This is a genomic window from Mycobacterium sp., from assembly GCF_052143115.1.
Lineage (GTDB): Bacteria > Actinomycetota > Actinomycetes > Mycobacteriales > Mycobacteriaceae > Mycobacterium.
This window is the reverse complement of sequence record NZ_JBKQTQ010000052.1, coordinates 36757-56638: the sequence shown is the minus strand read 5'-3', so window position 1 is coordinate 56638 and position 19882 is coordinate 36757. Positions and strand designations below refer to the sequence as shown.

Below are 19882 nucleotides of genomic sequence, written 5' to 3'. Positions count from 1 at the left end.
GCGGCGGCGTTTCAGGCCGCGCACGCCCGCTTCGTGGCGGCCGCCGCGAAAATCAACAGCCTGCTGGATATCGCTCAGGCCAACATCGGGGATGCCGCGGGTATCTATGTGGCCGCCGATGCGGCTGCGGCCGGCAGCTACCCGGGCTTCTAGAACCCGACCGATAATGGCTTAGACGAAAGGATTTGTGATGTCGCAGATCATGTACAACTATCCGGCGATGCTGGCCCATTCCGCCGATATGGCCGGGTATGCCGGCACGCTGCAAAGCCTGGGTGCTGACATCGCCAGTGAGCAGGCGGCGTTGTCGGCGGGTTGGCAAGGTGATACCGGGATGAGCTATCAGGCTTGGCAGGCCCAGTGGAACCAGGCCATGGAGCAGTTGGTGTTGGCCTACCGTGCGATGGCCGGCACCCATGAAAACAACACCACCTCGATGCTGGCCCGCGACCAAGCCGAAGGCGCCAAGTGGGGCGGCTAGACGCCGGCAGCCGCTAGGGCGTCAGCACGATCGAACCGACCGTCTGACGGCCCTGCAAGTCGCGGTGCGCCTGGGCGGCATCCGCCAGCGGATAGCTGCGGCTCACCGTCACATCGAGCGAACCCTCGGCGATCGCGTCGAACAATTCTCCTGAGCGCCAAGCGAATTCCTCGCCGGTGCGGGTGAAATGAACTAGCGCTGGGCGGGTCAGGTACACCGAGCCGGCGGCGTTGAGCCGCTGCGGGTCGACCGGCGGAACCGGGCCGCTGGAAGCGCCGAACAACGCCAGGGTTCCCCGCACGGCGAGACTGGCCAGGCTGGCGTCGAACGTGCTCGCCCCGACGCCGTCGTAGACCGCGGCCACGCCCGCCCCGACGGTCAGCTCCCGGATAAGCCTTCCGAACTCTTCCGGATCATCGCCCGGATAGTCCAGCACGTCCGTCGCGCCGGCCTGCCGGGACAGCTCGGCTTTGGCCGGTGTCGATACCGTCGTGATCACCCGGACGCCCAGACTGGTCGCCCACTGCGTCAAGATCAGCCCCACGCCGCCCGCCCCGGCGTGGACCAACACCGTGTCGCCCGACTTCACCGGGTACACCGATTTGATCAGGTAATGCGCCGTCATGCCCTTCAACAGCGCCGATGCGGCCACATCCAAGCCGACTGCCGACGGCACGCGGGTGACGAATTGCGCGAACGCGGTGGTGAATTCGGCGTAGGCGCCCGCCGCCGCAGCCGTCACCACCCGGTCGCCGACCTGCAGCGTTGTGACGCCGTCGCCGACGGCGGCGACCGTCCCGGCCACCTCGGTGCCCAACACGAATGGCAGCTCGCGCGGGTAAGACCCGGAGCGGAAATAGGTGTCGATGAAATTCACGCCGACCGCTTCGGACTTGATCAGCACCTCGCCCGGACCGGGGGAGGGCTGAGGCCTCTCGACATAGCTCAGGACTTCCGGACCGCCGATTTCGGCGACTTCGATTGCGCGCATGGTGACTATCATCCGCAACCATGGAGTCCACATGAAGTTGGCCCGGCCCGACATTCGTCATCCGCGGATCGTGCTGGTCGGTTCGGAGGGTGGCGACGACGCCGGTCTGGTCGCCGCGCTGCGCAAGCGAGGGCTGCATGCCCACTGGTTGTCCTGGGACGATCCGGAGACTTTGCACGCCGACCTGGTGATCCTGCGGACCGGCACCGATTACGCCGAGCGGCGCGACGAGTTCCTGGCGTGGACCAAGCGAGTTTCCAATTTGCTCAACGGCGCCGATGTCGTCGCGTGGAACGCCGGCCAACACTATCTGCGCGATCTGCGACATGCCGGGGTGCCGATTCGGGGCCGGCGGCCGACGGCCTCGGCCGTCCGAACGGCGCTGGTTTACCTCGGCGGCATTCAGTCGCATGCGTTTGACGCGGCCGCAGCGGTCGAGGCCGACTTCGAATTGTGGGACCTTGGACAGGCTGCCCTGCAAGCGGCGGCCGACCATCTGGGCGTCGGCGCCGACGAGCTGCTCTACGCCCGCGCCGATGTGATCGGCGCACCGGGTGACGCCGAATTGGCCGGGCTGGATTTGGTTGCGCCGTCGCTGGGTTGGCAGCTGCTCGACGACACCGTGCGCGACGACGGGCAGCGGCAGTTCGCGGTGTGCGTCGAGTCAGCCCTGGACCGGCTTGGGCTCGGTCCGCTCTCGCATCGACGCCCATAACGCGGCGGTGGCTGCGGTGCACGCCGCCGCTCCGGCGACATGAACCGCCACCAGCGCGGCCGGGACTCCGGTGAAGAACTGCACAGTGCCGACGGTGGCCTGAGCGAACACCAGCAGCACCAGCACGCCCAACCGCAGCAGTACCGGGCGGGGTGCGCGTACCGCCAGCAGCCCAAAACCCAGACCGACCAGCAGTCCGAGATAGGCCACCAGCAGCGACGAGTGCGCATGCACCAGCGTGGTGATCTCGATCCTCAGCCGCGGCACCGTCCGATAGGGGCTGGTGTCGCCGGCGTGTGGGCCCGCCGCGGTGACCAGGGTGCCGGCCACTAGCACCGCGGCCAGCGTCGTCGCGCTGAGCGCGGTGAGCCAGCGCAGCGGCGGGACCACCGTGGCGGTCGGCTCGCCCTCGTCGGGTTCACCGATCTTGACGTAGAGCAGCACCGCCAACCACACCATCGCCATCGATGCCAGCAGGTGGATCGCCACCGTCCACCACAGCAAGCCGGTGAGCACGGTGATGCCGCCGATCACCGCCTGCAGCACGGTCGAGGCCGGCATCAACCAGGCGTACACCAACACCTCTGTACGTCGCCGGGCCCGGATGACCGCCAGCACCGCCAGTATCGCCGCGATGACCACGGCGAAACTGATCATCCGGTTCCCGAATTCGACGGCCTGGTGGATGCGGGGCACCTCGGCGACGGCCACCGGGGTGAAGCTGCCCGGAAAGCACTGCGGCCACGTCGGACAGCCCAATCCCGACGCCGTGACCCGGACGATCGCACCGGTGACGGCGATACCGCCCTGGGTCACGATGACCACTGCGGCGATCAGGCGCTGCGCGCCGAGCCTGGGTTCGGGCAGCAGATCCACCAGCCGCGAGAGCCACCGTCGGACAGGCATCGCCCGATCGTAGGACAACGAAAACTACGTCACGTAGTAGGGCCGCGAGCGCGGCATTTTCGCGCGAGCGTTACGCTGGCGTGGCGATGGGGTTCGAGCGTCACGCCAGCGTGACGCTCGACGCTCGGCCGTCAGGTGAACCGGAACCACCGCAACGCGGCCAGGCCGGCCAGGCCGCCCCAGGCGGCCAGCACGGCGACGCCGAACCAGTCCACCGACACGGTCATCGCCTGCGACAGCGCCTCGGTCAGCGCGCCGGCCGGGGTGAGCCGCGCCGCCCATTTGACCGGTGCTGCGACCATGTCGGTGTCCACCGTCAGCGCGCCGAGTCCGGCGAAGACGAACCACAGCAGGTTGGCCACCGCCAGCACGATCTCAGCGCGCAGCGTGCCGCCCAGCAGCAGACCCAGCGCGGCGAAGCCCGCGGTGCCCAGCGCGATGATGACCGCGCCCAACGCCAGGCCCGCCGGATGCGGCCGCCAACCAAGCGCAAACCCGATGGCGCCCAAGATGATTGCCTGTAGGAACACCACCGTGACCACCGCCAGCGATTTGCCGGCGATGATGCCCCACACCGGAAGCGCGGTCGCGCCCAGCCGTTTGAGCGCGCCGTACCGGCGATCGAACGCGACCGCGATGGCCTGACCGGTGAACGCCGTAGAGATCACCGCCAGCGCCATGATCACCGGGACAAAGGTGGCGGCGCGGTTGTTGCCGAAGGATCCGAGCGGCAACAGCGTCAAACCCACCAGCAGTGTGATCGGGATGAACATGGTCAGCAGCAGTTGTTCGCCGTTGCGCAGCAGCAGCTTCAGCTCCAGTGCGAACTGCGCGGCCAGCATCCGCGGCACCGCTGCCGGGCGCGGGTCAGGAGTGAAAGTGCCTGCGGGGAAAAGTGATTCGGTCACAAGCGCCGCTTTCCCCCGCAAGCGGGTGGGGGTACCTCCCACTTGTGGGGGCGTGCCCCCACCTCATCGCTGCGGACTAGATTGTCGCCGGCGGTCACGACCGCAACTCCCGGCCGGTCAGCTCCAGGAACACGTCTTCCAGGCTGCGCTGCTCCACTCGCATGTCGGTGGCCAGCACGTCGATCTGGGCACACCACGCCGTCACCGTCGCCAACACCTGCGGATCCACCGGGCCTTCCACCAGGTACTCACCCGACGCCACCTCGGAGGCCCGGTAATCCTCCGGCAAGGCCGAGACCAGCAGGGACAAGTCGAGCCGTGGCGGAGCGGTGAACCGAAGCTGATCCTTGGCGCCGCTACGGGTGAGCTCTGCCGGGGTTCCGGCCGCGACGGTCACCCCTTGGTCGATGATGACCAGTCGGTCGGCGAGTTCCTCGGCCTCCTTGAGTTGGTGGGTGGTCAACACCACCGTCACGCCGTCGCGGCGCAGCGCGTCGATCAACTCCCACACCAGTAGCCGCGCTTGCGCGTCCATTCCCGCGGTGGGCTCGTCGAGAAACACCAGTTCGGGTCGGCCGACCAACGCGCAGGCCAGCGCGAGCCGCTGCTGCTGCCCACCGGACAGCCGTCGGTAGGTGGTGCGCGCCGCGTCGGCCAGACCCAATGTGGATAGCAGCCACTGCGGGTTCAGCGGGTCGGCGGCGTAGGAGGCCACCAGGTTAAGCATCTCGCCGGCCCGGGCCGCGGGATAGCCGCCGCCGCCCTGCAACATCACACCGATGCGCGCCCGCAGCCGAGCGTTATCGGCGATCGGGTCCAGCCCGAGCACCTCAATGCTGCCCGCATCGGGCCGGACGAACCCCTCGCACATCTCCACCGTCGTCGTCTTGCCGGCACCGTTTGGGCCCAGCAGCGCCAACACCTCGGCGGCATGCACGTCGAGGTCGAGGTTGGCGACGGCCCTGGTGGCGGTCGCCCCCGAGCCGTACTGCTTGCATACCCCGCGCAACCGCACGGGGATTTGCACGGCCTGGCTCACGAGGATTCAGCGTATGCGCCAGGCACCGGCGCGGGCTGCCGGGTCTCGCTGCTGGGCGCCAGATCCGGTGTCGCCGTGTCACCGGTCGACTCGGCGCTCGGCAGCGGCCGCCACGGCAAGCTGGTATGGGTCGCCGCGATCAGCAGCGCCACGATGATGGTGCTGGCCACGGTGGCGTCCACGATCTGGAACAGCGCGAACCGATCGCCGTTGGCCGTCGGACCGAAGACGCCGATGACGATCGTGACGATGATCACCGCGATCCGGAATCCAGGGCGCGTCGCCCATGCGGCCAACGGGATGATGGCCCACAGCAGATACCACGGCTGCACCACAGGAAACAGCAGTACCGTTCCTCCCAGCGCCACTCCGAGCCCGCCAACCGGGTGCAGCCGGCCACGTAACACCGCGATCAGCAGCCAGCCCACCATCACCGCGATGATCAACACGCCGATGCCGCGGGTCAGCGACAGCACGGCGGTGGTGTGATCGCCCAGGCCCAGCAGAATCCCGACCTGCCCGGTGCCTAGGGCAAGCAGCGTCGGCGGCGACATCCAGCTGCGCACCACGTTGGCGGTGCCGAGCGTGTAGATCCAGCCTAAGCCGAGCCGGCTGGCCCAGCCGACCGTGGCCATCACTGCCAGCGCCAATCCGGCCATCAGCCCACCCGCCAACAGGAACGCCCGCAGGTTGCCGCCCCAGCGCCAGGCAAGCGCCATCGCGACAAACCCCAAAGCCAGCAGCGACGGCAGCTTGATCTGCGAGGACAGCGTGATCAGGATCGCGCCCGCAAGCAGCATGCACAACGGCGCCCAATCCGGCCAGTGGGTCCGGAGGCCAGGCCACGGACGGGGCACCAGCGGACGCGCGGAGTCGATTCCGCGTAGCGCGAACTCGGTGCCGGCCAGCATCAGCCCGAGCATCGGTGCCTCGTTATGGATGCCGGCGACCAGATGCATGATCAGCAGCGGGTTGGCCGCCCCCAACCACAGCGCGCTGACCTCGGCCACCCCGCAGCGGCGGGCCAGCCGCGGTGTCGCCCACACGATCAGACCCACGCCGATTAGCACCACCAGCCGATGGCACAGCACGGCGGCGACGATGTTTTCGCCGGTCAATGCCGAAATTCCGCGGCCGATCCACAAGAACAGCGGCCCGTACGGCGCAGGGGTCTCCCGCCACAGGCTGGGCACCGACAACGTGAACACATGGTCGAGGCCCAACCCGGTCGCCGGACCCACCCGATAGGGGTCGAGTCCCAACCGGCAGATCTGGCTTTGCGCCAGGTAGGAGTAGACGTCCTTGCTGTACATCGGGGGCGCCGCCAACAGCGGGAGCACCCACAACCACAGCGTGCGGTCCAGCTCGCCGCGGGACATCCGCCGTTGGCCCAGCGCGAAGCGGCCCAGCATCAGCCAGGCGAGCGCCATCATGACCGCGCCGGTGGTGGTCATCGTCAGCGACACCGTCTGGATCCGCGACGGCAGGTTGAGCAGCCGAACCCCGAACGTGGGATCCTGGACCACCGGCCGTGCCCCGGCCCCCAGCGCGCCGATGCCCATCAGCACCGTGCCGGTGGCGCCGAAGACCCGGGTGCGGCGAACCGCGACCATCTCGGTGTCGTTGAGCGGCGGGCCCACGGCCAGCTCGTCGCCATGCAAGCGGGCAATCGACGAACTCAGCGGGTGGTGGCGGGCTGCCATCACAGCAGCGTAACCGCCAACAGACAGCGGCCGGATTGGTCAGGTGTGACCAGCGCAACCCTGGCAGAGGGTAGCCTTCCTAGACCCGGCACCGGAATTGCGTCACACTGGTGTTGTGAAATTCCCGTCGTACGTCAAAGGGGTCGAAGCAGCAGCAGCTTCGACCCACGACGGCCAGACTCGAAGCGCCGTCGTGCGGTTGCTGTTGGAGTGCGGGTCGATCACCGCCGGGCAGATCGGTGAGCGGCTGGGCCTGTCCGCCGCCGGGGTGCGACGGCATCTGGACGCGCTGATCGAGCTGGGTGAGGCGGAGTCGGTTCCTGCAGCGGCCTGGCAGCAGGAGGGCCGGGGCCGACCGGCCAAGCGCTACCGGTTGACCGCTGGCGGCCGCGCCAAGCTGGACCACAGCTACGACGACTTGGCGTCCGCGGCTATGCGGCAACTTCGCGAAATCGGCGGTGAGGACGCGGTTCGCACCTTCGCCCGCCAGCGCATCGATGCGATTTTGTCCGGTGTCGAGGCGGCCGATTCGGGCGCCGATGCCGATATCGAAGCCACCGCCGAGCGGATCGCGACCGCGTTGTCCAAAGCCGGGTACGTCGCAACCACGACGCAGGTCGGCGGTCCGATTCACGGTGTGCAGATCTGCCAGCACCATTGCCCGGTGTCGCATGTCGCCGAGGAGTTCCCGGAGTTGTGTGAAACCGAGCAGCAGGCCATGGCCGAGGTACTCGGGACCCACGTGCAGCGGCTGGCGACCATCGTCAACGGTGACTGCGCCTGCACCACCCACGTCCCGCTCACCACCGAAGCCGCACCACATGCACTTCGGCGCGCACCTCGCGCCGAAGCCACCACCAGCACCAAAGGAGCGTCGTTATGACCCTCACTCCAGAGGCCACCAAGACCGGTGTGCCCACCGCTGAGCCGTTGACCCAGGAGCAGGCGATCGCCTCGCTGGGCCGCTACGGCTATGGCTGGGCGGACTCCGATGTGGCCGGTGCCAGTGCGCTGCGCGGGCTGTCCGATGCGGTGGTCCGCGACATCTCAACGAAGAAAAGTGAGCCGGAGTGGATGCTCAACATCCGACTCAAGGCCCTGCGCACATTCGACAAGAAGCCGATGCCGAAATGGGGTGCCAACCTGGACGGCATCCACTTCGACAACATCAAGTACTTCGTGCGCTCCAGCGAGAAGCAGGCCGCGACATGGGACGATCTGCCCGCAGACATCAAGAACACCTACGACAGGCTGGGCATCCCCGAAGCGGAGAAGCAGCGACTGGTGTCCGGTGTCGCCGCGCAGTACGAGTCGGAGGTGGTCTACCACTCCATCCGTGAGGATCTGGAGAAACTGGGCGTCATCTTCCTGGACACCGACACGGCGCTGCGTGAGCACCCGGACATCGTCAAGCAGTACTTCGGCACCGTGATTCCGGCCGGGGACAACAAGTTCTCCGCCCTGAACACGGCCGTGTGGTCGGGCGGCAGCTTCATCTACGTCCCGCCTGGGGTGCACGTCGACATCCCGCTGCAGGCCTACTTCCGGATCAACACCGAGAACATGGGCCAGTTCGAGCGGACGCTGATCATCGTCGACGAGGGTGCCTACGTGCACTATGTCGAGGGCTGTACCGCGCCGATCTACAAGTCGGATTCGCTGCACTCGGCGGTGGTGGAGATCATCGTCAAGCCCGGTGGACGCTGCCGCTACACCACGATCCAGAACTGGTCGAACAACGTCTACAACTTGGTCACCAAGCGGGCGCGTGCCGAGGCCGGCGCGACCATGGAGTGGATCGACGGCAACATCGGGTCCAAGGTGACCATGAAGTACCCGTCGGTCTGGATGACCGGCGAACACGCCAAGGGTGAAGTGCTGTCGGTGGCGTTCGCCGGTGAGGGCCAGCACCAGGACACCGGCGCGAAGATGCTGCATCTGGCGCCGAACACGTCGAGCAATATCGTGTCGAAGTCGGTGGCGCGCGGCGGCGGCCGCACGTCCTATCGCGGCCTGGTGCAGGTGAACAAGGGTGCGCACGGTTCGCGCTCCAGCGTGAAATGCGATGCGCTGCTGGTCGATACGATCAGCCGCAGCGACACCTATCCCTATGTCGACATCCGCGAGGATGACGTCACGATGGGCCATGAGGCGACCGTGTCCAAGGTCAGCGAGAACCAGTTGTTCTACCTGATGAGCCGCGGGCTGACCGAGGACGAGGCAATGGCGATGGTGGTGCGCGGCTTCGTCGAGCCGATCGCCAAGGAGCTGCCCATGGAGTACGCCCTGGAGCTCAACCGGCTGATCGAGCTGCAGATGGAAGGCGCGGTCGGCTAGTGGTCAAGGCCAACCTCACCGAAGCTGTCGAAGGGATCGCCGCCAACAAAGCCGAACAGTTCACGTCCTTCGACGTCGACGCCTTCGAGGTCCCTGGCGGACGCGACGAGATCTGGCGGTTCACCCCGCTGCGGCGGCTGCGCGGCCTGCACAACGGTTCCGCGGTGGCCACCGGCAGCGCCTCCATCACCGTCAGCGACCGGCCCGGGGTCCGGGTGGAAACTGTTCGGCGCGGCGACGAACGACTCGGTCAGGGCGGCGTGCCCGCCGACCGGGTTGCCGCCCAGGCCTTCTCGTCGTTCAATAGGGCGACACTGATCACGTTCGAGCGCGAGACGCAGAGCGACGACCCAGTCGAGATCGTCGTCAACGGTCCGGGTGAGGGTGCGGTGGCCTACGGGCATCTGCAGATCCGGGTCGACGATCTGGCCGAAGCTGTCGTCGTCATCGACCACCGCGGCAGTGGAACGTATGCCGACAACGTCGAATTCGTCGTCGCCGATGCCGCGCGGCTGACCGTGGTCTGGATCGCCGACTGGGCCGACGACACGGTCCATGTCAGCGCGCACCACGCCCGGCTGGGCAAGGATGCCGTACTGCGGCACGTCGCGGTCACCCTTGGCGGCGACGTCGTGCGAATGTCGGCGACGGCGCGGTTCGCCGGGCCGGGTGGTGACGCCGAACTGCTCGGTCTGTACTTCGCCGACGACGGTCAGCATTTGGAATCGCGGCTGCTCGTCGACCACGCTCAGCCGAACTGCAGGTCGCATGTCACGTACAAGGGCGCGCTGCAAGGCGATCCGGAGTCTGCGCGGCCCGACGCGCACACCGTCTGGGTGGGCGACGTGCTGATCCGGGCCGAGGCCACCGGCACGGACACCTTCGAGACCAACCGCAACCTGGTGCTCACCGACGGCGCGCGAGCCGACTCGGTCCCGAATCTGGAGATCGAGACCGGCGAGATCGTCGGCGCCGGACACGCCAGCGCCACCGGACGATTCGACGATGAGCAGCTGTTCTACCTGCGTTCCCGCGGTATCCCCGAGGAGCAGGCCCGCCGACTGGTGGTGCGCGGCTTTTTCGGAGAGATTATCGCCAAGATCGCGGTTCCTGAGGTGCGGGAGCGCCTCACCAGAGCCATCGAGCACGAACTGGCCATCACGGAATCGAGAATTACCGCCTCATGACCACTTTGGACATCAAAGACCTGCACGTCAGCGTTAGCGCGCCCAACGATGTCGACGAGATCGCCATTCTCACCGGCGTCGACCTAACGGTGCGCTCCGGCGAGACGCACGCTCTGATGGGCCCCAACGGATCCGGCAAGTCCACGCTGTCCTATGCGATTGCCGGGCACCCCAAGTATCGGGTGACCTCGGGCTCCATCACGCTCGACGGCGAAAACGTCCTGGACATGAGCGTCGATGAGCGCGCCCGGGCCGGGCTGTTTTTGGCGATGCAGTACCCCATCGAGGTGCCGGGCGTGTCGACGTCGAATTTCCTGCGCTCGGCCGCTACCGCCGTCCGCGGCGAGGCGCCCAAGCTGCGGCACTGGGTCAAAGAGGTCAAGGCCGCGATGGATGCCCTCGACATCGACCCGGCTTTCGCCGAACGCAGCGTCAACGAGGGCTTTTCCGGCGGTGAGAAGAAACGCCACGAGATCCTGCAGCTGGGGTTGCTGAAGCCCAAGATCGCGATTCTCGACGAGACCGACTCCGGCCTGGACGTCGACGCGCTGCGGGTGGTCAGCGAGGGCGTCAACCGTTACGCCGAATCTGAGCACGGCGGCATCCTGCTGATCACGCACTACACCCGGATCCTGCGTTACATCCATCCGGAATTCGTGCATGTGTTCGTCGGTGGCCGGATCATGGAATCGGGCGGTCCGGAACTGGCCGACGAACTCGAAGAGAACGGTTACGTGCGTTTCACGCCGACGGCGGCCACTCCGGGCCCGACATGACGGTCTCGGTGAGTCGCCCCACGGTGCCGGACCTCGCCGCGATCCGGGCCGATTTCCCAATCCTAAGCCGTGTCATGCGGGGCGGAAATCAACTGGCGTACCTGGATTCCGGCGCCACGTCGCAGCGGCCGGTGCAGGTCCTCGACGCCGAACGCGAATTCCTCACCACCTCCAACGGCGCGGTGCACCGAGGCGCGCACCAGCTGATGGAGGAGTCCACCGATGCCTACGAGCAGGGCCGGGCCGACATCGCCGCGTTCGTCGGCGCTGACACCGACGAACTGGTGTTCACCAAGAACGCCACCGAATCGCTGAACCTGGTGTCCTATGTGCTGGGGGACAACCGGTTTGAGCGTGCCATCGGCCCGGGCGATGTCATCGTCACCACCGAGCTCGAGCACCACGCCAACCTGATCCCATGGCAGGAACTGGCCCGGCGCACCGGCGCCACGCTGCGCTGGTACGGCGTAACCGACACGGGGCGTATCGATCTTGATTCGTTGCGGCTCGACGAGCGTGTCAAGGTCGTCGCGTTCAGCCATCATTCGAATGTGACCGGAGCGGTTGCCCCGGTGGCCGAATTGGTCGCCCGGGCTAACGCGGTGGGCGCGTTGACAGTGCTGGACGCCTGCCAGTCGGTGCCGCACCAGCCGGTCGACTTGCATGCGCTCGGCGTCGACTTCGCCGCCTTCTCAGGACATAAGATGCTGGGCCCCAACGGGATCGGCATTCTTTACGGACGGCGTGAGCTATTATCGTCGATGCCGCCCTTCCTCACCGGCGGGTCGATGATCGAGACGGTCACGATGGAGGCCACCACCTACGCGCAGCCGCCGCAACGGTTCGAGGCAGGCACCCCGATGACCTCCCAGGTGGTCGGTCTGGGTGCGGCCGCGCGCTACCTCGGCGCCATCGGCATGGACGCCGTCGAAGCGCACGAATGCCAATTGGTGGCCGCCGCGATCGATGGCCTGTCCGCTATCGACGGAGTGCGGGTGATCGGGCCGACGTCGATGGAGAACCGCGGCTCGCCAGTGTCTTTCATCGTCGACGGCGTGCACGCCCACGACGTCGGTCAGGTGCTCGACGACGACGGTGTCGCCGTGCGGGTCGGGCATCACTGCGCATTGCCGCTGCACCGCCGATTCGGCCTTGCCGCAACCGCGCGCGCATCGTTCGCGGTCTACAGCACCCACGAGGAGGTCGACCGGCTGGTGGCCGGCGTGCGCCATGCCATCGATTTCTTCGGCGGAGCGTGAGTCGCGGTGCGCCTCGAGCAGATCTACCAAGACGTGATCCTGGATCACTACAAGCACCCGCAGCACCGCGGGCTGCGGGAGCCGTTCCGCGCGCAGGTGCACCACGTCAACCCGATTTGCGGCGACGAGGTCACGCTGCGGGTGGAGCTGTCGGACGACGGTGAGCACATCGCGGACGTCTCTTACGACGGCCAGGGCTGTTCGATCAGTCAGGCGGCCACGTCGGTGCTGACCGAGCAGGTGATCGGACAAAGCGTCGGGCAGGCGTTGAAGACGGTCACCGCGTTCACCGAGATGGTGTCTTCTCGCGGAACCGTGGCCGGTGACGAGGATGTGTTGGGCGATGGCATCGCGTTCGCGGGCGTCGCCAAGTATCCGGCCCGGGTCAAGTGCGCGCTGCTCGGCTGGATGGCGTTCAAAGACGCGCTGTTGCAAGCGACTGAAGATGTCGAGGAGGTTAAGGATGAGCGAAACTTCCGCACCGGATAACGAGTTGCTCGCCGACGTTGAAGAGGCGATGCGCGATGTCGTCGACCCCGAATTGGGTATCAACGTAGTCGACCTGGGACTGGTCTACGGCCTCAATCTCGAGGAGGGCGACGAGGGGACTGTCGCGCTGATCGACATGACATTGACGTCGCCGGCCTGCCCGTTGACCGACGTCATCGAAGATCAGTCGCGTAGCGCACTGGTCGGCGCCGGTCTGGTCGACGAGCTGCGCATCAACTGGGTGTGGAACCCGCCCTGGGGCCCGGACAAGATCACTGACGACGGTCGTGATCAGCTACGGGCCCTCGGTTTTACCGTCTAACCTCGCCGAGCCAGTCAGGTCATGACCGCCTCCGCGAGGTTGCGGTCGGACCAGGCCTGGCTACGATCATCGGTGTGAGCGATGCTGACGTGTCCCGCGCGGTCAAGAACAAGGGCGCCGGCGCGGAGCCCCATGTGGTGGTGATGTTCGGCGCGACAGGCGATTTAGCGCGCCGAAAGCTGCTGCCCGGCCTGCTGCACCTTTCCTGCTCCAAGCTGGCTCCCGAGATCCGCATCATCGGCACGTCGCTCGATGAAATCGACAACGAGACCTTCCGCAAGCTCGCGCACAAGGCCTGCAAAGAGTTCTCCCACCATCACATTTCCGATGAGCAAATCGACCAGTTCACCGCCAACCTCACCTTTGTGCCAACGCAGGCCGGCCCGGAAGCGCTGGCCAGTGCCGTGGCGGAGCAGGTCGCGGCGCTAGGTGGCGATGCCAGTCTGTTGCATTACTTGAGCATCCCGCCGGCGGCGGTGATGCACGTCATGGACACGCTGTACAAGGCGGACTTGGTGCAGAACTCCCGGGTCGTCATGGAGAAACCGTTCGGGGTCGATCTGGCCAGCGCGCGGGCACTGAACAAGGCGATTCACGAGCGATTCGAGGAAGAACAGATCTTCCGCATCGATCACTTCCTGGGTAAAGAGGCCGCGCAGAACATCCTCGCATTCCGGTTCGCTAACGGGTTGTTCGAGCCGATTTGGAATCGACAGTTCATCGACCACATTCAGATTGACGTGCCGGAGCGGCTCACATGTGAGAGCCGCGCGCAGTTTTACGATGCCGTCGGGGCGTTCAAGGACATGGTGGTCACCCACTTGTTCCAGATTCTGGCGTTCGTCGCGATGGAACCGCCCACCGAGCTGGCTTCAGAGGCGATCAGCGACGAGAAAAACAAGGTATTCCGCTCGATGCGCCCGCTTGATCCAAACGGGGTGGTGCGCGGGCAATACCGGGGTTACCGCGACGAGCCTGGGGTGTCTGCGGAATCGGATACCGAGACGTTCGTCGCGCTCAAATGCGAGATCGACAACTGGCGCTGGGCGGGTGTCCCGTTCTTTCTGCGCACCGGCAAGGGCCTCGCTGAGGGACAGCGCATCATCTCAATCGCATTCCACGAGCCGCCGAGGAGCATGTTTCCGCCCGGATCTGGTGTGGGACAAAAGGGTCCGGATCACCTGACCTTCGATCTTGCCGATGTGTCAAAGATGTCGCTGTCATTTTACGGCAAGCGGCCTGGACCGGGAATGAAGCTGGACAAGCTCAGCCTGCAGTTCACCATGGAAGATTCCGGCCATGCCGGCGATGTGCTCGAGGCCTACGAGCGTCTGATTCTTGACGCGATGCGCGGCGATCGGACGCTGTACAACACGGCAGAGGGTATCGAGCGGCTCTGGGAGGTCTCCGCCCCGTTGCTCGAGGATCCGCCACCGGTACGCAGCTACGACCTTGACTCATGGGGCCCCAATGCGGTCCATCCGTTGATTGCCCCGCGAGCGTGGCGGCTGCCGTTCGAACGCGGCTGGCGCGGCAAGAATTAACCGCCCTAGTGGTGGTGCCTTCTCCCGACGGGCTGCGGGCAGGTGCCGTTGTCAGCTGATTGAACGTTGATGGCCGTGGCCTGCAGGGTGCCGCTGTCGTCTTTGGTCCCGCGCGCGGCGATGCACTGACCTTGGGTCAACGCTTGCGCGTCGGTGGCTGACTGCTTGGTGTATTTGGTTGTGTCGGTGACGGTCACGCTGGTCTGAGACGTGCTGCCGCCGGCCTCGGCGTCGGTCACGGTGATGGTGTTACCCGCAACGGAGGCAACCGTGCCCCGCACTGGCCGATGCCCTGCCGGTCTGCCCGAGTGCGGCGCGCCTGCCGGATGTTTGGGCTCGGGGCACTGGGCGTCGACGGCCGGGCTGACCCGCACGAATTGTGCGGTGATCGTGCCGCCGGTGTCCGCGCTCTCACGGCTAGGAAGCACAACGACGCAACTGCCGGCGGTGACATCCGTCAGCTGACCGGGAGTGACCTGAGTGATCTTCGTGGACGGCGTGAAGTCGACGGTGGCGCTTCCGGTCTGCTGGGTGACCTGGATTGCGCCGCCCGAGGCCGAAGCGATCATCCCGCTGACCCAGCTCTTGCCGTTCGCGGATGCTGATGGCGATGAGGGCGTCGCAGCTGAGCTTGTCGGACTTGCCGACGGAGCGGGCTTCGAATTGTTCGACGCACCGCATGCGGCGACCGACAGTGCGGTTGCGCCGGTGAGCGTGAGGATCGCCAATCGGGTGAGCCGCGCGGGCGGGGAAGTGACAGACATCGAGGTCCTTTCAGATCGTCGGCCGCTGTGCGCGGCCGGCCAAACCACGGTTCTCACGATTAGTGGCGCAGCTTAGCGCTGGCTGGCGGCCGATTATGAGCCAGCTGTGTATTCGGGCAGCCGCCGCGAATCGTCGCTAGAACGCCGCTTCGGGAAGCGCCATGATGTCGTCGTCGATGGCCGCGATGATGCCGCGCAGTGCGGTGAGGTTCGGAAGCATGTTCTTAGCGAAGAATCGCGCGGTGGCGATCTTGCCCTGATAAAACACTTCGTCGTTCGCCGGTGCGGTGGCCAGGGCCGCGTGCGCGACGTCGGCTTGTGCCAATAGCCGCCAACCGATCAGCAGGTCGCCAACGGCGAGCAGGAATCGCACCGATGCGAGCCCGACTTTGTATATCTCCGTTGGGTTTTCCGCGGCGGCCATCAGGTATCCGGTCAGGGTGGCTGTCATCGCTTTGACGTCGTCGAGCGCGGTACGCAGCAGCTCGGCGTGCTGCCGCAACGTCTCATCGCAGTTTTCGATGGTGTGGCTGATCAGCGACGCCACATGCTCGAGGGCCTGGCCGCGGTCGCGGATGATCTTGCGGAAAAAGAAATCCAGCGCCTGGATGGCGGTGGTGCCCTCGTAGAGGGAATCGATCTTGGCGTCACGGATGTATTGCTCGATGGGGTAATCGGTCAAAAAGCCCGACCCGCCGAGCGTCTGCAGCGACTCGGTCAGGATGTCGTAAGCCCGTTCCGAGCTCACCCCCTTGACCACCGGGAGCAGCAGATCGTTAAGACGGTGCGCCATTTCGGCGTCCACACCTGAAACGTGTTGTGCAACAGTCTCGTCCTGGTGTGCCGCGGCATAGAGGTAGAGTGCTCGCAAGCCTTCGGCGTAGGCCTTCTGCGTGATCAGGCTGTGGCGTACGTCCGGATGGTGCATGATCGTGACCCGCGGCGCGGTTTTGTCGGTCATCTGGGTCAGATCGGTGCCCTGTACCCGCTGCGTGGCGAATGCCAGCGCGTTGAGATAGCCGGTGGACAGCGTGCCGGCAGCCTTGACGCCGACCGTCATGCGTGCGTGCTCGATGACGGTGAACATCTGCGCGATCCCGTTGTGCACGTCGCCGACCAGGTAGCCAACCGCGGGCAGTCCGTGGGCGCCGAAGGTCAACTCGCAGGTCGGGGAGGCTTTCAAGCCCATCTTGTGTTCCAGCCCGGTGACGAAAACCCCATTGCGGGAGCCGAGTTCGAATGTCTTCGGGTCGAACAGATACTTGGGTACGTAGAACAGGCTCAGACCTTTGGTGCCCGGACGGGCGCCCTCGGGCTGGGCCAGCACCAGATGGAAGATGATCTCGGCGGTATCGCCCACATCGCCACCGGAGATGAACCGCTTGACCCCCTAGATGTGCCAGCTGCCGTCCGGTTGCGCGATGGCCTTGGTTCGCCCTCCGCCCACATCGGAGCCGGCGTCGGCCTCTCGGTCAACACCATGGTGGCCGCCCAACCTCGTTCCAGGGCCGTCGCCGCCCACTGCTTCTGCTGTTCGGTGCCCTCGATGCAGAGCGCGTTGGCCATCGCCGGGCCGATGCTGTAGAAAAAGGCGGCAGCCGGATTGGCGCAGTGCAGCATCTCGTTGATAGCCCACGTCACTGGGCCCGGTGCGGACACGCCGCCGATTTCTTCGGCAAGACCGATGCGCCACCACTCGGCGTCTTTGACCGCCTGCACCGACTTGGCCAACTCGGCCGGGACCGAGATGGTGTGACGGTCCGGCTCGAAAACCGGTGGGTTGCGGTCCGCTTCGGCGAACGACTCGGCGATGGGGCCCTCAGCCAAGCGAGCGACTTCGTCGAGCATCGTGTGGACCGTGTCGACGTCGAGGTCGCGATAGCGTCCCGAGCCGAGGACGGTGCCGATCTTCAAGACCTCGAACAGATTGAACTCGACGTCGCGCAGGTTAGCGATGTAGTGCCCCACCGGTTTTGCTCCTCTTATCTGACCCCAGGTGAACTTGGACGCAGTGTGTCCGAGGCCGGAATGGGTACGCAACCGTAAGCTACGGCGACGGAGGCGTAACCTACGGCAACGCAACCGTAGGGTCCCAGGTCAGCGAGCTCGCATAACGATGAGTAGCTTTGTGCGCCAGATGATGTCGGGCTAACTGGACCGCTCATGTCTTTGGGACCGGGCGACCATTCCTGGCGCCATCGGTCACTCGACATATCGAGAAGACGCTTTATCGACCAAAGAAATTGGTCGCTCGTCGGCTTCTAGTGGTGGCGGAGATGGGGGAGGTGGGGGAGGTGGAAATGGTGGTGTGCGCGGCCCATCGGCGGGCACGGTTCGAGGTCGATGGTCACCGCTTGGAGCACGCCGCCGGTGTTTGTTCCCTGGGCCGCCATGCACTTACCCTGTTGGATCGCTTGAGTGTTCGTAACCGCGTGTTTGGTGTAGGTGGTCGTGTTGGTGACGGTCATGTTGGTATGCCTGGTCTTGCCCGTGGGATCGGTGCCGGTGACCGCGATGGTGTTACCCGTGACGGAGGCGACCGTGCCGTAAACGCCCCGGCCCTCGGTCGGCCCACCAGGCGAAGGGGCAGCAGATGGTGGGCTGGGCGAAGCTGACGCGGGTTCCTGCGGCGGCGGGCACTTGCCGCGTTCGGCCGGGCTGACTATCACCGATTGCGCGGTGATCGCACCACCGGCAGGCCCGGTCTCCGGGCCGGCCTCCACTTCTACGCAACTGCCGGGGGTGACGTCGCTCAGCTGAGCCGAGGTGAGCTCGGTGACCATTGTCGTCGGGGTGAAGTCCACCGTGGCCGCGGTCCTGTCTCGCTGCGCGAGCTGGATCGTGGTGCCCGATACGGATCTGACCAGGCCCTCGACGGTGGCCATTGGGGGTGCTGGCGGCGGCGGCTTAGGCGCCGTGCTCGTCGGGCTAACTGATGTGCTGGGCTTTCCGGTGTTCTGATTATTCGATGTGCTGCATGCGGCGATCGACAATGCGATGGCCCCGATGATCGCAAGCATTGCCAGCCGGGTCAGGCCGGGCCTAAGCCGGGCGGCAGACATGAACTTTTCTCTTTCTCCGATCGCGCGCGTTGCCCATGCCAGCGAATACCCGCCGGAGCGGTGGATCTCACAGTACGGCGTGCCTCGGCGCCCGAGTGGGTCGTGCTGGGGCGCCGCCGAATAGAGTTGTGCGATGTTTTGGTTATGCAGAACTTGTGGTGTCGAGCACAGCACCGCGCCGAGCGTGTGCGCGATTTGTGCTGACGACCGGCAGTGGGTGCCACTCGAGGGTCAGCAGTGGGCAACACTGGAGCAGCTGGTCGCCGAAGGGATGCGGTCGCAGGTCTCGGTCGTTGAGGACGGACTGGTGGCGATCGGCAGTTCGCCGCCGTTCGGAATCGGACAGCTGGGAAAGCTGGTGTGCACCGATGCCGGCAACGTGTTGTGGGACCCGTCCGGCTTCGTCGACGACAACGCCGTGGCCGCAGTGACAGAACGCGGGCCGGTGATCGCCATTGTGGCCAGCCATCCGCACATGTATGGCGCACAAGTCGAGTGGAGTCACCGACTGGGTGGCGTCCCGGTGTATGTGAACGCCGCGGATGCCGAATGGGTGATGCGTCGCGACCCGGTGATCCAGCAGTGGTCGGACACCTTGCGGCTGAGCCCGTCGTTATCCGTGGTCCGGGTCGGCGGACATTTTCCGGGCAGCGCAGTCGCCTGCTGGACCGAGGGCGCCGGCGGGCGCGGCGTATTGCTGGCCGGCGACACCATTTTTCCCAACGCGGACCGCCGCACGGTTGCGTTCTTGCGTAGCTACCCCAACCGCCTTCCGCTGTCGGCTACGGTTGTGCAGCGCATGGCCGGCACCCTGGCGGCGCTGAACTTCGACCGCATTTATGGCCTGTTCACGAATTCCATCGACACCGACGGACACGCGGCGGTCCAGCGATCGGCCGACCGCCACGCCGCCTGGGTCCGCGGCGACTACGACCACCTGACCTAGAGACCCGGACGAACGCCGAGGAACGCTGGGAACACAGCGGCAGTTCGCGGCGTTAAGCCGGGCGTGACTACCAAAGACCTCACTGCCGAAGAGTTCAACGAAACCATCAACGGCAACGACATCGTGCTCGTCGACTTCTGGGCATCCTGGTGTGGCCCGTGCCGCCAGTTCGCCCCCACGTTTGCCGCGTCGGCGGAGAAGAACCCCGACATCGTTTACGCCAAAGTCGACACCGAAGCCGAACAGGGCCTGGCGGCCGCCGCCAACATCCGGTCCATCCCCACGCTGATGGCCTTCAAGAAGGGGAAGTTGGTGTTCAACCAGCCCGGCGCTTTGCCGGCAGCCGCGCTGGAGGATCTGGTGCAGCAGGTCAAGAATTTCGACGTCGACGCCGCGATCGCTGAGCAGGACCGCGACCAGGCCTGATCGTCAGGCTCGCTGTGGTTGCCTGAC

The 19882-nt window shown here is 66.0% G+C and carries 20 protein-coding genes and 2 pseudogenes; 14 read left to right on the top strand and 8 right to left on the bottom strand.

What is annotated here, in order from left to right; genetic code table 11:
• Both ACLQI9_RS05920 and ACLQI9_RS05915 read left to right on the top strand, forming a co-directional pair.
• Positions 1 to 153, top strand: a pseudogene (locus tag ACLQI9_RS05920) (type VII secretion protein EsxS); the annotation flags it as partial.
• A 37-nt stretch (positions 154 to 190) separates the two neighbouring features.
• Positions 191 to 481 carry a WXG100 family type VII secretion target gene (locus ACLQI9_RS05915; protein ID WP_442391290.1) on the top strand — a complete coding sequence of 97 codons (291 nt, stop codon included), beginning with the start codon at positions 191 to 193 and terminating at the stop codon, positions 479 to 481.
• 13 nt (positions 482 to 494) lie between these two features.
• On the opposite strand, the gene ACLQI9_RS05910 is transcribed toward ACLQI9_RS05915, so the two are convergent.
• Positions 495 to 1472, bottom strand: coding sequence for a quinone oxidoreductase family protein (locus ACLQI9_RS05910; RefSeq protein WP_442391288.1), 978 nt, complete (start codon positions 1470 to 1472; stop codon positions 495 to 497).
• 31 nt (positions 1473 to 1503) lie between these two features.
• Between ACLQI9_RS05910 and ACLQI9_RS05905 the strand changes: the two genes are divergently transcribed.
• Positions 1504 to 2187 (top strand): hypothetical protein, encoded by a 684-nt coding sequence (locus ACLQI9_RS05905; protein ID WP_442377572.1) that lies wholly within the window; start codon positions 1504 to 1506, stop codon positions 2185 to 2187.
• On the opposite strand, the gene ACLQI9_RS05900 is transcribed toward ACLQI9_RS05905, so the two are convergent.
• The 4 genes from ACLQI9_RS05900 to mptB form a co-directional block, all read right to left on the bottom strand.
• On the bottom strand, positions 2137 to 3093 hold the full coding sequence (locus ACLQI9_RS05900; protein WP_442377538.1) for a COX15/CtaA family protein: 957 nt from the start codon (positions 3091 to 3093) through the stop codon (positions 2137 to 2139). The genes ACLQI9_RS05905 and ACLQI9_RS05900 overlap by 51 nt on opposite strands.
• Positions 3094 to 3224: 131 nt before the next feature.
• Positions 3225 to 4001: an ABC transporter permease gene (locus tag ACLQI9_RS05895; RefSeq protein WP_325676081.1), complete on the bottom strand. Its 777-nt coding sequence runs from the start codon at positions 3999 to 4001 to the stop codon at positions 3225 to 3227.
• Positions 4002 to 4095: 94 nt separating this feature from the next.
• The gene (locus tag ACLQI9_RS05890) at positions 4096 to 5040 is read right to left on the bottom strand and encodes an ABC transporter ATP-binding protein (protein WP_442377540.1); all 945 of its coding nucleotides are present in this window, start codon (positions 5038 to 5040) and stop codon (positions 4096 to 4098) included.
• Entirely contained in the window at positions 5037 to 6743 is a 1707-nt protein-coding gene (gene mptB / locus ACLQI9_RS05885) for a polyprenol phosphomannose-dependent alpha 1,6 mannosyltransferase MptB (protein ID WP_442391286.1), read from the bottom strand. Before mptB ends, ACLQI9_RS05890 begins: the two co-directional genes overlap by 4 nt.
• Positions 6744 to 6840: 97 nt before the next feature.
• Here mptB and ACLQI9_RS05880 point away from each other — a divergent pair, with 97 nt between their 5' ends.
• The 8 genes from ACLQI9_RS05880 (at position 6841) to zwf (ending at position 14657) form a co-directional block, all read left to right on the top strand.
• Positions 6841 to 7626 carry a helix-turn-helix transcriptional regulator gene (locus ACLQI9_RS05880; RefSeq protein WP_442377544.1) on the top strand — a complete coding sequence of 262 codons (786 nt, stop codon included), beginning with the start codon at positions 6841 to 6843 and terminating at the stop codon, positions 7624 to 7626.
• Positions 7623 to 9080: a Fe-S cluster assembly protein SufB gene (gene sufB / locus ACLQI9_RS05875; protein WP_442377546.1), complete on the top strand. Its 1458-nt coding sequence runs from the start codon at positions 7623 to 7625 to the stop codon at positions 9078 to 9080. Before ACLQI9_RS05880 ends, sufB begins: the two co-directional genes overlap by 4 nt.
• Positions 9080 to 10267: a Fe-S cluster assembly protein SufD gene (sufD, locus tag ACLQI9_RS05870; protein WP_442377548.1), complete on the top strand. Its 1188-nt coding sequence runs from the start codon at positions 9080 to 9082 to the stop codon at positions 10265 to 10267. The genes sufB and sufD overlap by 1 nt, the downstream gene beginning before the upstream one ends.
• Positions 10264 to 11043: a Fe-S cluster assembly ATPase SufC gene (sufC, locus tag ACLQI9_RS05865; protein ID WP_442377550.1), complete on the top strand. Its 780-nt coding sequence runs from the start codon at positions 10264 to 10266 to the stop codon at positions 11041 to 11043. Before sufD ends, sufC begins: the two co-directional genes overlap by 4 nt.
• Positions 11040 to 12302 carry a cysteine desulfurase gene (locus tag ACLQI9_RS05860; protein ID WP_442377552.1) on the top strand — a complete coding sequence of 421 codons (1263 nt, stop codon included), beginning with the start codon at positions 11040 to 11042 and terminating at the stop codon, positions 12300 to 12302. The genes sufC and ACLQI9_RS05860 overlap by 4 nt, the downstream gene beginning before the upstream one ends.
• A gap of 6 nt (positions 12303 to 12308) precedes the next feature.
• Positions 12309 to 12791, top strand: coding sequence for a Fe-S cluster assembly sulfur transfer protein SufU (sufU, locus tag ACLQI9_RS05855; protein ID WP_442377554.1), 483 nt, complete (start codon positions 12309 to 12311; stop codon positions 12789 to 12791).
• A complete protein-coding gene (locus ACLQI9_RS05850; protein ID WP_442377556.1) occupies positions 12766 to 13113 on the top strand; it encodes a metal-sulfur cluster assembly factor in 348 nt (115 codons plus the stop codon). Before sufU ends, ACLQI9_RS05850 begins: the two co-directional genes overlap by 26 nt.
• A gap of 74 nt (positions 13114 to 13187) precedes the next feature.
• A complete protein-coding gene (gene zwf / locus ACLQI9_RS05845) occupies positions 13188 to 14657 on the top strand; it encodes a glucose-6-phosphate dehydrogenase (RefSeq protein ID WP_442377558.1) in 1470 nt (489 codons plus the stop codon).
• 5 nt (positions 14658 to 14662) lie between these two features.
• Here zwf and ACLQI9_RS05840 read toward each other — a convergent pair whose 3' ends face one another.
• Positions 14663 to 15226 carry a DUF5666 domain-containing protein gene (locus ACLQI9_RS05840; RefSeq protein ID WP_442391284.1) on the bottom strand — a complete coding sequence of 188 codons (564 nt, stop codon included), beginning with the start codon at positions 15224 to 15226 and terminating at the stop codon, positions 14663 to 14665.
• Here ACLQI9_RS05840 and ACLQI9_RS05835 point away from each other — a divergent pair.
• Complete coding sequence (locus ACLQI9_RS05835) at positions 15189 to 15497, top strand: hypothetical protein (RefSeq protein WP_442391282.1); 309 nt, start codon at positions 15189 to 15191, stop codon at positions 15495 to 15497. The genes ACLQI9_RS05840 and ACLQI9_RS05835 overlap by 38 nt on opposite strands.
• A 60-nt stretch (positions 15498 to 15557) precedes the next feature.
• On the opposite strand, the pseudogene ACLQI9_RS05830 reads toward ACLQI9_RS05835, so the two are convergent.
• Positions 15558 to 17389 (bottom strand): annotated as a pseudogene (locus ACLQI9_RS05830) (acyl-CoA dehydrogenase).
• A gap of 293 nt (positions 17390 to 17682) precedes the next feature.
• On the bottom strand, positions 17683 to 18483 hold the full coding sequence (locus tag ACLQI9_RS05825) for a DUF5666 domain-containing protein (RefSeq protein ID WP_442391280.1): 801 nt from the start codon (positions 18481 to 18483) through the stop codon (positions 17683 to 17685).
• 133 nt (positions 18484 to 18616) lie between these two features.
• Between ACLQI9_RS05825 and ACLQI9_RS05820 the strand changes: the two genes are divergently transcribed.
• Together ACLQI9_RS05820 and trxA are read left to right on the top strand one after the other, a co-directional pair.
• Positions 18617 to 19429, top strand: a complete 813-nt coding sequence (locus ACLQI9_RS05820) for an MBL fold metallo-hydrolase (protein ID WP_442377564.1) — start codon at positions 18617 to 18619, stop codon at positions 19427 to 19429.
• A 63-nt stretch (positions 19430 to 19492) separates the two neighbouring features.
• A complete protein-coding gene (trxA, locus tag ACLQI9_RS05815; protein WP_442391278.1) occupies positions 19493 to 19855 on the top strand; it encodes a thioredoxin in 363 nt (120 codons plus the stop codon).
• The last annotated feature ends 27 nt before the right edge of the window (positions 19856 to 19882 follow it).